We start from the raw sequence: 15,085 nt of genomic DNA on the forward strand, positions 1-15,085 counted from the left end.
CTGCGTTGAAGCTTCGCTTTCAGGTAGCCTTTAGCGGGTGAGCGGCACGGGCTGGTTGGCCGGCCAGCTCAGATATACGGTTTCGTCCCAAGTGGGCGGCTCTAGGTTGGCCAAATACCAATAAGACGACAGCACCTGGCTTTTCACCATGCGCCCGCTGGGCAGCTGCACATGATAGATGGCGAAGCTGCCCAAATAGGCGATTTCCTTCACCGTGCCGATGGTCCAGTTGTGTTCGCCCACATTGGCCGGCTTTTCCTTGTGCATATTGATGTCTTCCGGGCGGATGCTGACCCACATGGTCTGCTCCTCCGGCCCGGCCACGCTGTGGTCGATGAGGATATTCTGCGCCAGCTCGGGGCAGTCGATTTCGGCATGGTCGGCCTCGTCCACCACCAAATGTCCCTCAAAGATATTGGTTTCGCCGATGAATTCGGCGGTAAAGCGGCTATTGGGGAAGTCGTACACCTCGCGCGGTGTGCCCACTTGTTGCAACTGGCCTTCCGACATGATGGCGATGCGTGTGGCCATGGTCATGGCTTCTTCTTGGTCGTGCGTTACCATGATACAGGTTACGCCCACCTTCTCCAGCGTATCCACCAATTCCAGCTGGGTTTGCTGGCGCAGGTTTTTATCCAGCGCGCCCAAAGGCTCGTCCAGCAGCAAAAGTTTGGGCTGCTTGGCCAGCGCGCGGGCTAGCGCGATGCGTTGCTGCTGCCCGCCGGAAAGCTGGTGCGGTTTGCGTTTGGCGTATTTGCTCATCTGCACCAGGCGCAGCATTTCCTCTACCCGTTCGGCAATCTGGTCTTTGGGCATTTTGTCCTGCTTCAGGCCGAATGCAATGTTCTGTTCCACCGTCATGTGCGGGAATAGCGCATAGCTTTGGAACATCATGTTAATCGGCCTATCGTAGGGCGGCAGGCGGGTGATGTCTTGCCCGTCCAAAATAATTTTGCCCTGATCCGGCGTTTCCATACCCGCCAGCATACGCAGCAATGTGGACTTGCCCGAGCCGGAACTGCCCAACAGGGCGAAGATTTCGTGTCGGTCGATATCCAAATCGATGTGGTCCACCGCATAATTCTCGCCGTAGGTTTTCACCACGTCTTTGATTTGCAGATAGGGCTTTTGGGGAGGAATATATTTTTCAGACATGGGCACAGGGCTCCGCAGCAGTTGCAAACCGGCTTCCGCACGGGAAGCCGCAGGTGGCAGTTTGTGTATGCTTGTTCAAAATAGCAACGAGGTAAAAATGGTGGCATTGAAGCGGCGAGGCGATTCGCCCCCGTATCGTTTTTTATTTCAAGCGATAAATCACAGACTGCAAAGCGTAATTGTAGGATAGAGCACCGGCAGGGGCAATGAAAAAAACCGAATGCGCCTGCTTTTAGCCGATTCGGCAGGGGGGAAGTGTTGCCGACTGAAGGCATACCGGTGCAGTATAGTGAATTAAATTTAAACCAGTACAGCGTTGGCTCGCCTTGCCGTAACGTGTGCACTGTCTGCGGCTCGCCGCCTTGTCCTGATTTAAATTTAATCCACTATAAAAGGCTCCCTGAAAGCTGCCTGGCAAAGTCAGCAAGCCATCATTCCTTTTTCAGGTAGCCTCAATTCATGCCCAAGATTTCAAACGATCCAATACCTTGGTTTAACCATAGAAAAGGCTACCTGAAATTTCAGCTTGGCGGTAATTCCGCTCTGCTGTGTTTCAGGCAGCCTCCATTCCAACCGGCTGAACTACTATTGCGCTGCTGTGCCGGAAATATCCACGGTAACGCGGCGATCGGGCTGCAGGCAGGCTTTCAGAGCCGCAGTAGCACGGGTGCCGGTACAAGCCGTGGTAACCGGCTGGCTTTCGCCGGCGCTGGCTACGCTGATGGGGGCTTGCACGCCTTTGTCCTGCAGATAGTTTTTCACTGTTTGAGCACGCCGCAGGCCGAGATTGTAGTTGTATTGCTCGCTGCCGAGGCGGTCGGTGTGGCCGGTGAGGGCAATGCTGTCGATATGAGCTTGACGGCTAACGAGGTTTTCGGCTAAGTGGTCGAGGGTGGCTTTGCCTTCGGGCAACATATCGGCGGCATCCGATTGGTTGAAGCGGAACAGGGCATCAGCCGAGAGGTTGATGCGCTCAACTTGCGGCGCTGCCACAACGGGTTGCGCAACAGGCGCTTCTTCGGCACACCAGCGGTGGTGCACGTCGCGGGCGGCGGCTTGGCTGCTCAAACCGGCGGCCAAGGCGGTGAGGAGGAGGGTTTTTGTAATCTGATTCATTGTATTCAATCCTTGTTGGGGCTACCTGAAAACTGTTCGTTCAAACTTTTTCAGGTAGCCTTTGCTACATCAAACGCTTACTTCCAAGTGTATTTGAAACCTACGCTGCCACGATAACCATGGCGGCTGGTGCTGCCAAAGTTGTGTTGATAGCGGGCATCACCATACACATAGGCGTTGCGGGATACGGGCAGCTGGGCGCCGAGGCCAACTTCGCCCCAAGTGGCGTTGCGTTTCTCGCGCACATTGTCTTCACCGATATCTACGCCATGCGGCTTGATAAAGTCGTGCCATACGTTGGCCACGGCATAGAAGGTGTTGGTACGCAGATTGCGGCTGGGGCCGTTGTAGGCCAAGCGGGCACCGAGGCGGCCGCGCAAGCTGTGCTGTTTGTCTTGGCTAACTTGGCGGATACCGTCGTTGAAATCTTTGAGACCCACGTATTGGTATACCAGTTGTGCCTGCGGCTCAATCAGCCAGCCACCTTGGTTGTCTGCATGGCTGCCTAAGGCAAACGGACGGCCAACTTCGGCAGAAAGGGCAGCACCCCAGCCGTTTTGTTTCACGCTGGCGCTGTCGCGATCTTGGTATTTGTTGCGCAACCAGCTCAGCTGGCCTACCAAGTCGAAGTAGCTGCCGTTGGCGGCATAGTAGGTGTTGCTCAAGCCGAGGCTAACTGCATCGGTAGTGCCTTTACCGCTGTAGTGGTCAGGGCTGATGCTGCCGTTTACAGCACGATAGCGATCGAAGAAATCGGTACTGGCTCGGGTGTAGGCCAGGTAGCCGCCGGTGAGACGGTGGCCACCTTTATCGTTGCGGTGAACAGCGAGGTCGTGGCCGATCTGGAAGCCGCCCATTTTGGTTTCAAAATTGAAGCGTTCTTTGCCATCACTATCGAGGCGGCTGCCCAGGAGGCGGGTCCAAGTTTGGCCTTTGGCTTGTTCGCCGCAACGGGCGCAATCATCCCAAGCCAGGGTTTGGTTCTCGCCACGGCGCTCGTGCAGGGTGCCGATGGTGTGGTGGCCAATTTCTTGGTTCACTTGCGGCATCAACACATAGCCGGCTACGGCAGGGGCGTAAATGTAGGTCGACGGGCCGGCGTTGGGGTCGGCAAACAGCGTCCAGGCATACACGTTTTTACCGCCAGCAGTGCTCTTCAATACAAGCTGAGCTTGGCCGGCATTGGTGGTATTAGCCGTACCGGTGAAGATGGCATTACTGTCAGGCTGGCCTTCTTGCTGGTTAGGGGCATTGGCACTCGGGGTTTCTACAGTAACCACGTCAGACGAGAATTGCTGGGCGTTGGTTTTGCTGATGTTACCGATGATGCCGTTCGGCGTGCTAACCACGGTCGTACCGCTAGCGGTGCCTTTGATGATCAGGTGATCAGAATCTTTGTTGGCATCGCTGTTCCACAGGGTGTTCACCACCAATTTACCGTTATTGCCGGTGTAGTCGCCGTTTACGGTGATGGTTTTGTAGTTGCCCACAGCAGCGGTAGTCGGTGTAGCAAAGGCTACGGTGCCGGCATTATCCAGGCTGGTTACGGTGGAATTGCCGGTATTGTTCCAAGTGGTACCGTTAGCCAGCTCCACGGAAGAAGTACCTGCCGCCAGCGACATCACACCATTCAGCACCGCGCCATTAGTGGCAACGAGTGAGTTGGTACCAGCAACTGAATTAAATACGTTGGTGGTGCCGGTTACCGTGCCGCCATTAACGTTGATGGTGTTGTTGCCAGCATTGGCTCGCAAAGCATCACCATTGGCTTTCACCGTTGCGTTGTTCAGGTTGGCTGTACCGTTATTCAGCGTTTGTACGGCAACGCTGTTGGCACCCTTCAGATCAAGGTTACCTGAATAGTCTACTGTACCGCTGTTTTGTGCGGTGTATCCGGTTACGCCAGCTGCGTTGGTAGTGGTGTTCAGCTCAGAAACCAGTTTGGTGGTGTTATCACTGGCGCTACCTGCAATCAGTTGATTCTCCAAACCATAGCTTTTGCCATCTGCCTTACCGATGGTGGCACCAGTGGCGCTGTCAGCAACGGTTGCCGTGCCCTTCAGATTGCCAGTCGCACCGCCGGACACCAGCGCAACAGTTGCGCCGTTTCCAGTGAGGTTGAACGTACCATTATTTACTGTGATGGTGGATGCTTTGTTAGCATTGGCATCTTTGCCGTTGCTGGCCAAGATGACTGCATCTTTACCGGAAGCGGTTACGTTCAAGCCTGCCGCATTAATGGTGCCGCCTGCTTCCGCACGGAATAGAGTGGAGTTTTCAGTAGTGATATCGGTGTTATTAGCCAAAGCCGCTACATTGGCGGTAGCTGAACCACCATGAATATAGTAAGCGATTTGGTTTTTTGCGTTGTTGGCGTCATCGAACACGGTTGTCATGTTCGAATTCACGTCCATCACTGAGTTGCCGCGCGCATGGGCACCGATTACGTTATCGCCTTTCAGCGTCAGCGTACCATCCACCACCACATCAGCCTTACCTGTGCCTCGTCCTTCAGCATAGATGCCGTAGTTACGGGTAGCAGTGTTGGCGCTGGTTTCTTCCACAATAATTTTGCTGCTGGCAGTATTGGTAATCTTGGCCGTATGCCCAGCTTCGGCCACAATGTTCTCGCCCACAGCATTGGTGCCGCTCACATTAATTGTGCCGGCATTAGTGATTTGTGCAGCCCCGGAATTTTGCGCTTGAACACCGATATTCTGCTTTGGCTGACCGCCTGCTACCGTGGCATTGCCCAGTACATTAATGACACTGTTCGCACCCAAATTAACCGTAGTCGAGGCATTGCCATTACTTGCCCTAACAGCGGTTGCACCTTGGGTTTCCTTACCGATGGTAATAGTGCCATCGTGATTTACGGTAGCATTGTTGCCTCTCACCAAGATACCAACCTGATCGGAGGTGTTGCCGATTAAGGTAGTGGGCGCGTTCTTGCTATATTGTGCGGTACGGCCGATGAAGATTTCGCTGCCGGCTTCGCCCGTAAACGTACCATTGTCTTCCACATGTACGCCATGTACAGGATTGTTCGGCGTGTGATTCACCGCAACGTTAATAACACCGCCGGCCTGGTTTACAGCTGTGGCATTATTGTTTACCCGAATACCGTAGTTATTGAAATTCAGATCGGGATAAGTAAAGCCGGCAACGTTGATGATACCGTCGTTTTTGAAAACGCCATTATTAGTAGCATTAACTGTTGTCCCTTCAACATAATTATCGTTTTTATTGGCCTGGCTAGCTTTACTGGTATCGAAATTATCAGAAGCGTAATAACCACCTGAAATCACACCGTGGTTTTCACCGACACTGCCCGCACCACGCACAACTAAACTGCTGAAGACACCAGACAAATTAGCACCTTCCTCGATAACGGCCTTACCGCCTTCTTCAGCCAGCATGCCGCCACCAGTATTTTGTCCAGTACGATGGTCAATTTGACCACCATTCTTCAAGGTAGCAGTTGAGCCGCTGCCGGTAGCAGCCAAAACCCAAAGTTCTTTGGTCGGCAGCAACGAATCCGGAGTGGGTGTAATGGGGTTAGGTTGTTCAAACTTATAATTTTGAGTTTTGGCAGCCTCATTGAACCAACGGTCATAAGCGGCCTGTTGGGTTTCTCCAGGTTTGGCAAAACCCGGCTGACCGATAGCCGGTTTCAGCACATTGTCGTTGTAATTAATCAGATCTTGTACTGTGTTCAGCTGATGGATGCTGCCATCCATAAAGGTAACGGTTTTCGGCTGGAACAAAGCCTGGGTAATAGATAATTTATCGGATGCAACCACATTTTGCTCAAACCGGATGCGGTTTTTAGACGTCCATTCCGCCGAAGCGCCGTTTTCAGCCTGCACCATGCGCGTATCTTTTGCAGCGATAGGCGTAGCCGTACGGTTGGTGGCAACTGTATTATCTACTATAGCCGCATTGGGATCGCCCAAAGAGGCAATGATTTTACTACCACTGCCGGTGGCGGTGCCGATACGCATATCCACATAAACATCATTCCCTGTCGCCACGATGCTATCGATATCCAACGCGGATAGGAACCCAATATTATTGTATACGTTAACAGTTTGATTACTGCCGCTGATTGGGTCGGTAACAGTACGAGTTTCGCCTTTTTGGTTAGGGTTCACACGCTGCAAATTACCCAACTGCTGAAGAATCGTTGGATCGGTAAATAAATCACGCAGCTTGCCAGCTCGGAACGAGCTGCCTGCTGATGTAATCTTATTGATATCTGGGGTGGTTACGGTTACGGTTTCGCCATTATTAGCCAAAGCCTGACCAACCTTACGGTCATTAACGGTAGCGCTAAATATACCCATATCGCAGCTACCACCATTGGCTACAACACTGCCATCACCGCAAGTAGAAGCTGCTGCGGGCAAAGCAGATACGCCAAGACCAACCACTGCAGCAGAAGCAAGCAGTTTGGCGGCAGAATTATTGGAAGACTTCTTCCGGCTAGCACGCTCCAATTCTGAGCACACCACCCAGGTGCCACGCTCTTCAGAGTACACGATATTATAAATTTTATTCATTAAATTAACTCCTTAAGTGCAAATACGCTGACGCATTTGAACATGGTTTCAAATGCCCGCATACCGTTCCGCAAAATGAAAACGGCAGATTCTAACATATGCAAACAAGAGAACTAACGAAAAATTACCACTAACAACAGCAATTGATGGATAAAAGACACAAAACAGCAATGCAACACATCTCATTGAACCGATTACTCTAAATAAGCATCGTTTCCCTGTTATTGATACACAGCAACTGGTTCTAGGTAGCCTTCCCCCACCCAAAGGCTACCTGAAACACCCCACCCATCCCTGTGTTACCATAGCGCCCATCTTTTCACATCACGCCATACACCATGCCCACCAAACACATCCTGCTCGGCATCAGCGGCGGCATTGCTGCCTATAAATCCTGCGAACTTGTGCGCCTGCTCAGAAAACAGGGGCATACCGTGAGCGTGGCCATGAGCCGTGCTGCTGTCGGCTTCGTCTCCCCGCAAACCTTCCAAGCCCTGAGCGGGCACACCGTGTGGACGGACGATACTGCCGATTCCGCCGACGGCATGGTGCACATCCGCCTCAGCCGAGAGGCCGATGTATTCCTTATCGCTCCCGCCAGTGCCAACACTCTGGCCAAAATCGCCCACGGCATAGCAGACAACCTGCTCTCCACCCTGGCCGCCGCCCGCGCCTGCCCGCTGGCCGTTGCCCCCGCCATGAACGTGGAAATGTGGCGCAACCCGGCCAACCTGCGTAACATCGCCCAACTACAAGCCGATGGCATTACTGTGTTCGGCCCCGCCAGCGGCAGCCAGGCCTGTGGCGAAACCGGCGAAGGCCGCATGCTCGAAGCCACCGAATTGGCCGAACTGCTGCCCGATTTATGGACGCCCAAACTGCTGGCCGGCAAACGCGTGCTACTCACGGCCGGCGCAACCTTTGAAGCTATCGATCCCGTGCGCGGCATCACCAACCTGTCCAGCGGCCGAATGGGCGTGGCGCTAGCGCAGGCCTGCCGTGCCGCCGGAGCAGAAGTGGTGCTGGTGGCCGGGCAGCTTCAGGTAGCCCCACCCGCCGGAGTGGCCGTACACCATGCCCACAGCGCACGTGAAATGTACGAAGCTGTGATGCGGGAAGTAGGCAGCTGCGATGTATTCATCAGCGTAGCCGCCGTAGCCGACTACCACGTGGCCAACCGCAGCGCCGAAAAGTTGAAAAAAGACGGCAGCGGCACGCCACCCGTTATCGAATTGGCCGAAAACCCAGACATCCTCGCCGCCGTGGCTCGGCGGCCCAACGCGCCCTTCTGCGTGGGTTTTGCCGCCGAAAGCCACAATGTGCTCGAACATGCCCGCGCCAAACGGCTGCGCAAAGGCGTGCCGCTGATCGTGGCCAACCACGCCGTCAGCGCCATGGGCAGCGGCAACAACCAAGTAACACTCATCAGCGATTCAGCCGAAACCGCGCTGCCGGAAATGGGCAAACGCGATACCGCCGATGCCATCGTGGCCGAAATCGCCCGCCTGCTGGAAAAGGCTACCTGAAAGCCTGCCCTATGGCTGCAGCACGTTTTTCTATACCAAATAGAGCAGCAAGAAGAACCAAAGCAGCAACCCAAAAGCAACGCTTGAACGATACTATTTTCAGGTAGCCTTACGCCCAACAGGCTACCTGAAAACGAGGCTTCCAAAGGAAGGCGAGTTTCTGCGAAGCTAAAACGAGGCTTCCAAAGGAAGCTAAGTTGCTGCCAAGCTAAAATGCAACTGTAATGTAGCTAAAACAAAAAACCGTGCCGCCGGAAAACTCCAGCGGCACGGTTTTTATTGGGCAAAGATTACTTACGCAGATTCAAGCGGGTAATCACATCGCGGTAGGTATCCACATCGGTATTGCGCAGGTAGGCCAACAGGCGGCGGCGGGCGCTCACCATTTTCAACAGGCCGCGGCGGCTGTGGAAATCTTTCGGGTTGGCTTTGAAGTGCGGAGCCAGATCGTTGATGCGGAAAGTCAAGAGAGCGATTTGCACTTCAGAAGAGCCGGTATCGCCTTCTTTGCGCTGGAAATCTTTGATGATTTGCGCTTTTTGTTCTACGGTTAATGCCATAATAAAACTCCAAAAATATAGCCTTGCGGCCGGACAAGCTGGCCGAGCCGGGAAGACCCACGCCAACTCCTAATGCCTACTAAAACAGGCAGGCGCGAATTATGGCACAAAACCGCTGCCAAAAACAGCCGCATAGGCAAAATCGCACTAAAGATGATGCCGCTGTGCAACCAAAAGGCTACCTGAAAACGAGGCTTCCAAAGAAAGCTGAGTTTTCAGGTAGCCTTTTAGCCGAAAACCGAACTTCCGCTACAACCGCTGCCGCATCTGCTCAAACAAGCAAACGGTGGCCGCCATCGCCACGTTCAGCGATTCGGTTTGCGCCGCCATCGGAATATGCACGAGGCGGCTGGCCGCGGCCAGCATGGTTTCGCTCACACCCGCGCCTTCGTTGCCAAACAGCCAGGCAGCAGGCGCGCGCAAATCGCAATCGTACAGGCTCATACTGTTGCGGCGCAGTGCGGTGGCCAGCAGCGGCACGCGGCATCGTTCCCGCCACGCCGCCAAATCCGGCTCAACAAATAAACGCAGCGCGAAATGTGCCCCCATGCCCGCACGCAACACCTTGGGTGACCACGCATCGGCACAATCAGCGGAAAGCACCACCTGCCCCACGCCCGCTGCTGCCGCGCTGCGCAGAATCGTGCCGATATTGCCCGGGTCTTGAATACGCTCCAGCACCACACAATCGGCCCCGGCATCAAACGGCTCGGCAGGTGGCAGCGCAATCAGCGCGGTGATTTCTTCGGCATCGGTGAGGCTGGTGATTTTCTGTAAGGCCGCGCCCGCCGTCTGTACCACCCGTTCGGGTGGCAGCTGCGAGAGCAGCCGCGCAGTTTCCGGCTGCTGCGTTTTGCTTGCCGGCACATAAACTTGCAGCACCTGCCCGCCGACCTGCAAATAGGCGGCGAGCAAATGCGCCCCTTCCAGTACGGCCTGCCCGCTTTCGCGGCGCGCACGGGCACTGTGCAGCAGTTTGGCCAGATGTTTGAGCGCGGGGTTTTGGGCGGATTCGATGGTGTTCATAATCGATCAGTCATAAATTCTACTAATCTTTATTTTATCCGACTCACACTGTAAATCGATATAAAGCGTATCAACCGGCCAATCCGGCAAACCATACTCCTCCACAGCAAAGTCAAGATTGGGCATTAATGTCAAAACTGTCTGCTGCCCGCTTTCATCCAAGCGGATTCCCACCACCTGCCAAGCATAATCTTCGCATTCAGCTTCCCGGTAAGCCTCCAAGATATCGGGAAAGTCTTGTGTGCAATACCGAAACAACCCCTGCTTGATGGCATCCGTTGCGGCAAATATTGCCTGTAGCTGCCGTATCCATTCAGGCTTGATTTTTTCAGGTACAGGCTGGCCTTGGGCATATGGGCACCAAATCAATACTCTATCCGCCTGATATTCTATACACTGCTCATGCACACCCAATACGTATGCTTGGGAAAGAATCGAGATTTCCGGCAACAGTGTGGGCTCGTTCAGCAAAATGCTCGTTTCCAAAAGAGCGACTACCGCCGATATTGCCTGTTCACGGCTATCTGCAAGCGATAAACGGATAATTGCATCATCAATGTTGCCCATCATCAGTTGCTGATCTGCCCATTCAACTAAACAGGAGAAGGGCAATCCTTCCCGCATTACTTGGCCATACAATTGATGCAACTTCAATTTATTTCGCATGTTTATCTTCAATGAGAAGTGTTAAGGGGCTACCTGAAAACGCAACTTCAACGAAATTAAAACTGCTTTCCCATTTTTCAGGTAGCCTCTTTTCATGACACATCAATCTTGTAATCTTCCGGCGCAATCCATTTAAGCTTATTCACAAACAGCCAGTCCACTGCAAACGCCCCGGCCACGGGCACAATCACAAACACCAGCAGCGACACCGCCAGCTGCCCCGCACCCCAGCCGGCGAGTTTCAAATGGTTCACCGGGCCGATGAGGCCGCTGATGCCGAAACCCGCGCTAAATTCCGTGCCTTGGATTTGAAACAGCGAAGCCAGCACCCCAGCCAGCGCAGCATTGAGCATAATCGGCAGCAAGAGCTTGGGTTTAGCCACGATATTGGGCATGGAAAGCTTGGGCGAACCCACAAAATGCGCCGCGCAAGTGCCCAACGGGTTCACCCGCCGCCCGGCCACGGCCAGCGAAAACGCACAGGCGCAAATGCCCAAATTGGCTGCACCCGAGCCCACGCCAGCCAAATGAATCGCCGTGGCAATACCCACGGATGACACCGGCGACACAATCAGGCAGGCAAACGCGATGGCAATCAACACCGCCATCAGCGTTTGCTCCAGCGTGAGCAGGTGGGCAATCCACGAGCCCAGCAGCTGCGAAAAGGCGATGAAATACGGAAACGCCAGCCGCCCCAACGCGCCCGCCACAAACAGGCTCACCACAGGTACCACCAAAATCGCATAGCCGCGCACCTTGCCGCGCAGCAGCACAATCAGGCCGACGGCAATACCGGCAGTGAACACCATGGTGAAAATATCGCCCGTACCCTTGAGCTGGATGATGCCGTCGGCAAAACGCACCGCTCCGCCGGCGGCCATGGTAGCCAGCCCCACCGAAATCGATTCAATCGGCGTGAATTTAAACATATAGCCGATGGCCACGCCCACGGCGATGCCGACCATGGCGTTGGTGGCGCCGATCATTTGCGTAAGCATGCCCAGCGGCTCGCAATACGGCGTGAGCGCCTTAAACAATTCGCCCAACAGCGCGCCCGGCACGAGGGCAACCACAATGCCTAAGGCCGATCCGTTGAGCAGGTGCATCATGAAGGATTTTGGGGTGAGCTTTTCCACGATTTTGCTCCTGTTGGTTGTATTGAGATAGTTGGCTTGACTATAGACCTGCTGCCAAAAGATCGTCAATTTGGTGGAGAATATTTTCAGGTAGCCTTTGATTAGGGTAAAAGAAAGGGGTTACTCAATATTAAGATTCGGCCCAGTTGATTGGTAACAGCATAGCTTGTTTGGTGCCAGTTAGCCTGCAGCGTCATTACTGCGGAGCCTACCCTGCCCTACTAGCAAGACAGATGACCAACACATAAAAAGGCACACCGCAAAGGCGGTGTGCTTGAAGTTTTCAGGTAGTCCGGATATGGGGGAAAGGCTACCTGAAAATGGCAGGCTTCATTGCAAACGGCTTAGGCTACTTGCCGCCATTTCTGCTGTTGCTGCTCGCGGTGGTAGTGCCGTAGCGCGTGTTCTTTGCGACGTCCGCTTGAGAAGGCGGATACGCGCTTCAAATAGCCGATGACACGGGTGCCGTAGTCGATGTCGTGCGAGCCGCAGGTGGAACAGGCGTGCAGGGTGCGTTTGTCGATGTGGCCGCATTCGTTGCAGATGGTGATGCGCACGTTCACGCAGAAGTAGTTGCAGCCGGTTTGCGCGGCGATGTCCAGCAGCGAGCGGTAGCCGGATGCGGGCAGGGCTTCGTCGAGGTTCAGGTGCAGCGCAGAGCCGCCGTCGAGCCAGTCCACCAGTTCTTTACCGTGCAGCAGGAATTTGTCGATCGCGTTGATTTCTTCGTCTTCGACAACATAGAAATAGGAGTTGTAGCATTCGCGGCTGACTTTGTAGCCATCGGCTTTGTCCCATTTGGCGTTTTTCACGCCGAGGTTTTCGGCGGGGACAAACTCGGTATTGAACTTCACGCCGTAGTGTTTGCTGGCGGCTTGGTTGGCTTCGAATATGGTTTTCAGACGACCTTGTACGAAGTTGATGTAATCGTCGTTGTAGCCGACCTTGATGCCTTGCGATTCGGCGGCTTCCGCCATGCCGTTGATGCCGATGGTGAGGAACTGTTTGTCCAGCGTGATGAAACCTGCATCGTAAACGGGCAGCATTCCGGCGGCTTGGTATTCTTCCATCAGTTTGCGGTAGGCGTATTGGTATTTGTGGATTTTGGCGACTTCGGCAGCAAGGTCGCGTCCGTCTTGTTCCAACCGGTTCATGTTGATGGTGATGACGTTGATGGAACCGGTCGCCACGCCGCCCGCGCCGAGGGTGTAGCTGAAGGTGCGGTCTTCAATGGCGTTGCGCAGACGGCAGCAGGAAGCCAACGAATCGGGGTTGTCGGAAAGATAGACGAAGAAGGAATTGCCTTCCGCCAACTCTTTCGCCATTTCGTCGGCGAACACGGTGTCTTTGCATTTGCCGCCGTCGGTCAGCATCGCAGCGGTAACGACGGGGAAAGTCAAAACGGCTTTGGTGCGTTCCTGATTGAACCATTTGAGGAAGAAGTTTTGCAGCTTCGCCACGCTCGCCCACACCGGTTTGCTGAAATCGGGAAAGACAAAATCGCCGAACATCGCGTCGAAATAGTATTGATCGTAAACGGAAATATTCCAAAATACGCTCTGATAGCCGCGCGCGGCGGCGGGCTGGTTGATGCTGTACACCACCTGCTGCATATGGTTGGCAATTTCTTTGCCGTGGGTTTCCAAATAATCGTCGCCGTAGTCTTTGCGGGCGAAGTAGTCGAAATAGGTCAGAAATTCCACCGTCGCCACCGCGCCGGCAAACTGCGCGCTGATGGCAAACACAAGGTTGATAAACGAGCCGCAAAACGAAGCCAAATGTTGCGGCGCTTTAGATTCGCCGCCAAGTTTGCTTAACCCATCAAGCAGGAAGGGATAGAGCGTGGCCGATACGCAATAGGGTTTCAAGCTGGTTTCGTCGTGCACATAGATTTCATGCGCCTCAATCTGGCGGATGTATTCGTCGGCCACGGATTGGTCGAACACTTCGGCAATTTTACGCGATACTTGGGCGCGGTTAATCTGCACAAAAAAGTCTTTCATCAGCTCGGCTTCCATCGTAGCGATGTTTTTCTGCGTTACGTTGGCGTTGGCGTCCATTTTCGAGCCGTCCGCCGCATTTTGCGCGCTGATGTAGTCGTGCATGAATTGCAGTTTGCCGTTTAACTGCTCGGGATGCAGCCGAATCATGTGTACTCTCCTGGTTTGATGTGAAGTTTAGCGTGGGATGCCACTATCGGTGGGAAGCCTGCGTTCAGGCCGGTTGGAAACGTGCTCCCTCTGCAGCCGGTTGCGGGGTGTGCACCAAGGGGATGATTTTGGGGCGGGCGGCGGGCGTGTCTTTCACAAACAGATGGTTCAACACTTCGCCGCTGCGCAAATCGATAAAGCGTTGGTTGGTATGCGGGCTGTCGAGACCGCCGAACTCCATTTTCCAGCGGCCGGTTTTGAGATAGGTCAGCTGCGGGATGATGGCGATGGAGGCGCGCTCCAGTTCGTCTTGCTCCAGGCCGGTATAGAGGCAGGTGTTCAGCCCGGCTTCACGCACCTGCGCCAGCAGCGGCAGCAGTTTTTCAGGTAGCCATTCGCCGCCCATAAACAGCACACAGCTAATCAGCCCGCGATAACGTTCCAAGCGGCTTTGCAGGTATTCGGCAGTCAGCTCGGTGCCCAAACAGCCCTTCCAACTGTCGGCGCTGTGGCAGCCTTTGCAGCGCAACGGGCAGCCGGAAAACAGAAACGCCAGCGACACTTCGCCCGGCACTTCCTGCCAAACGATTTGCTCTCGGGTAAAATTCAGCGTTTCCATAGCCCTATCCTTAAAAATACAACATATAGTGCGCGAAATACTTTAAAACACTATATGTTGTGGTGGATTGTCGTGCTTTACCGGGAAAAACGCAAGCAGCTTTACCGTTAAATCGGGTTAATTACGAATGATTATTAAATGAAAACGGGCTTTACCGCACGGGAAGATTTTTGTACGGACAAGGGTTTGCATCCGCTCATCACTTCGGGAAAACCGAATTTTCCTGCTCCTGCCACAAACACACAGTTTGACTTAACGCAAAGTGCGCATGACTTGCTGCAGGTAAGAAAAAGGCTACCTGAAAGTGAAGCTTCGATCTCAGCAAAACGATGCCAAGCAGCGTTGCTGTGAAACCACATTTTCAGGTAGCCTTTGATGTATTAGCCAAAACACACATACCCGAGCAAATTAGTGTGGGGAGGTGGTTATTTTTGCACTGGGATGACCGGAGGCAAAAAACGGCGGAAAACTTTATCAGGTGCGGATTTGAGCGAAGCTGGCGCGAGAAAAAACTTGCACCAGCTTTTGCTTTAGTTTGATAAAAAATGCGTTATCTTTTGCACCAGAAT

The 15,085-nt window shown here is 53.8% G+C and carries 10 protein-coding genes and 1 pseudogene; 1 reads left to right on the top strand and 10 read right to left on the bottom strand.

All coding sequences use genetic code 11. From position 1 onward, the window contains the following. Window positions 1–30: 30 nt before the first annotated feature. From HMPREF2796_RS00405 to HMPREF2796_RS00415, 4 genes and pseudogenes are all read right to left on the bottom strand, one after another. On the bottom strand, window positions 31–1,155 hold the full coding sequence (locus tag HMPREF2796_RS00405) for an ABC transporter ATP-binding protein (RefSeq protein WP_003823499.1): 1,125 nt from the start codon (window positions 1,153–1,155) through the stop codon (window positions 31–33). Between the two features lie 284 nt (window positions 1,156–1,439). Further along, a pseudogene (locus HMPREF2796_RS11440) lies at window positions 1,440–1,546 on the bottom strand (IS5/IS1182 family transposase); the annotation flags it as partial. 194 nt (window positions 1,547–1,740) lie between these two features. Further along, window positions 1,741–2,271, bottom strand: coding sequence for an OmpA family protein (locus tag HMPREF2796_RS00410; RefSeq protein WP_070630193.1), 531 nt, complete (start codon window positions 2,269–2,271; stop codon window positions 1,741–1,743). Between the two features lie 77 nt (window positions 2,272–2,348). Then, the gene (locus tag HMPREF2796_RS00415) at window positions 2,349–6,833 is read right to left on the bottom strand and encodes an autotransporter outer membrane beta-barrel domain-containing protein (RefSeq protein ID WP_070630194.1); all 4,485 of its coding nucleotides are present in this window, start codon (window positions 6,831–6,833) and stop codon (window positions 2,349–2,351) included. Between the two features lie 338 nt (window positions 6,834–7,171). On the opposite strand from HMPREF2796_RS00415, the gene coaBC reads away from it, so the two are divergent. Next, entirely contained in the window at window positions 7,172–8,359 is a 1,188-nt protein-coding gene (gene coaBC, locus HMPREF2796_RS00420) for a bifunctional phosphopantothenoylcysteine decarboxylase/phosphopantothenate--cysteine ligase CoaBC (protein ID WP_070630195.1), read from the top strand. 290 nt (window positions 8,360–8,649) lie between these two features. On the opposite strand, the gene rpsO is transcribed toward coaBC, so the two are convergent. From rpsO to nrdG, 6 genes are all read right to left on the bottom strand, one after another. Then, a complete protein-coding gene (gene rpsO, locus HMPREF2796_RS00425; protein WP_003823508.1) occupies window positions 8,650–8,919 on the bottom strand; it encodes a 30S ribosomal protein S15 in 270 nt (89 codons plus the stop codon). 249 nt (window positions 8,920–9,168) lie between these two features. Beyond that, the gene (locus HMPREF2796_RS00430; RefSeq protein WP_070630196.1) at window positions 9,169–9,945 is read right to left on the bottom strand and encodes a TrmH family RNA methyltransferase; all 777 of its coding nucleotides are present in this window, start codon (window positions 9,943–9,945) and stop codon (window positions 9,169–9,171) included. Window positions 9,946–9,951: 6 nt separating this feature from the next. Further along, window positions 9,952–10,611, bottom strand: coding sequence for a hypothetical protein (locus HMPREF2796_RS00435; RefSeq protein WP_070630197.1), 660 nt, complete (start codon window positions 10,609–10,611; stop codon window positions 9,952–9,954). Between the two features lie 92 nt (window positions 10,612–10,703). Beyond that, a complete protein-coding gene (locus HMPREF2796_RS00440) occupies window positions 10,704–11,747 on the bottom strand; it encodes a PTS sugar transporter subunit IIC (RefSeq protein WP_196761997.1) in 1,044 nt (347 codons plus the stop codon). 344 nt (window positions 11,748–12,091) lie between these two features. After that, window positions 12,092–13,897, bottom strand: a complete 1,806-nt coding sequence (gene nrdD / locus HMPREF2796_RS00445; RefSeq protein WP_070630198.1) for an anaerobic ribonucleoside-triphosphate reductase — start codon at window positions 13,895–13,897, stop codon at window positions 12,092–12,094. Window positions 13,898–13,961: 64 nt separating this feature from the next. Continuing rightward, window positions 13,962–14,516, bottom strand: a complete 555-nt coding sequence (gene nrdG, locus HMPREF2796_RS00450; protein WP_070630199.1) for an anaerobic ribonucleoside-triphosphate reductase activating protein — start codon at window positions 14,514–14,516, stop codon at window positions 13,962–13,964. Window positions 14,517–15,085 lie beyond the last annotated feature (569 nt).

Source organism: Eikenella sp. HMSC071B05, from assembly GCF_001811325.1.
In the GTDB taxonomy this organism is placed as follows: domain Bacteria; phylum Pseudomonadota; class Gammaproteobacteria; order Burkholderiales; family Neisseriaceae; genus Eikenella; species Eikenella corrodens.

What these genes read in the sequence shown, in the direction of transcription:
- HMPREF2796_RS00410 (WP_070630193.1), bottom strand. Translation starts at nt 2,271, where the DNA reads ATGAATCAGATTACAAAAACCCTCCTCCTCACCGCCTTGGCCGCCGGT.
- nrdD (WP_070630198.1), bottom strand. Translation starts at nt 13,897, where the DNA reads ATGATTCGGCTGCATCCCGAGCAGTTAAACGGCAAACTGCAATTCATG.
- HMPREF2796_RS00415 (WP_070630194.1), bottom strand. Translation starts at nt 6,833, where the DNA reads ATGAATAAAATTTATAATATCGTGTACTCTGAAGAGCGTGGCACCTGG.
- HMPREF2796_RS00430 (WP_070630196.1), bottom strand. Translation starts at nt 9,945, where the DNA reads ATGAACACCATCGAATCCGCCCAAAACCCCGCGCTCAAACATCTGGCC.
- rpsO (WP_003823508.1), bottom strand. Translation starts at nt 8,919, where the DNA reads ATGGCATTAACCGTAGAACAAAAAGCGCAAATCATCAAAGATTTCCAG.
- HMPREF2796_RS00435 (WP_070630197.1), bottom strand. Translation starts at nt 10,611, where the DNA reads ATGCGAAATAAATTGAAGTTGCATCAATTGTATGGCCAAGTAATGCGG.
- HMPREF2796_RS00405 (WP_003823499.1), bottom strand. Translation starts at nt 1,155, where the DNA reads ATGTCTGAAAAATATATTCCTCCCCAAAAGCCCTATCTGCAAATCAAA.
- coaBC (WP_070630195.1), top strand. Translation starts at nt 7,172, where the DNA reads ATGCCCACCAAACACATCCTGCTCGGCATCAGCGGCGGCATTGCTGCC.
- nrdG (WP_070630199.1), bottom strand. Translation starts at nt 14,516, where the DNA reads ATGGAAACGCTGAATTTTACCCGAGAGCAAATCGTTTGGCAGGAAGTG.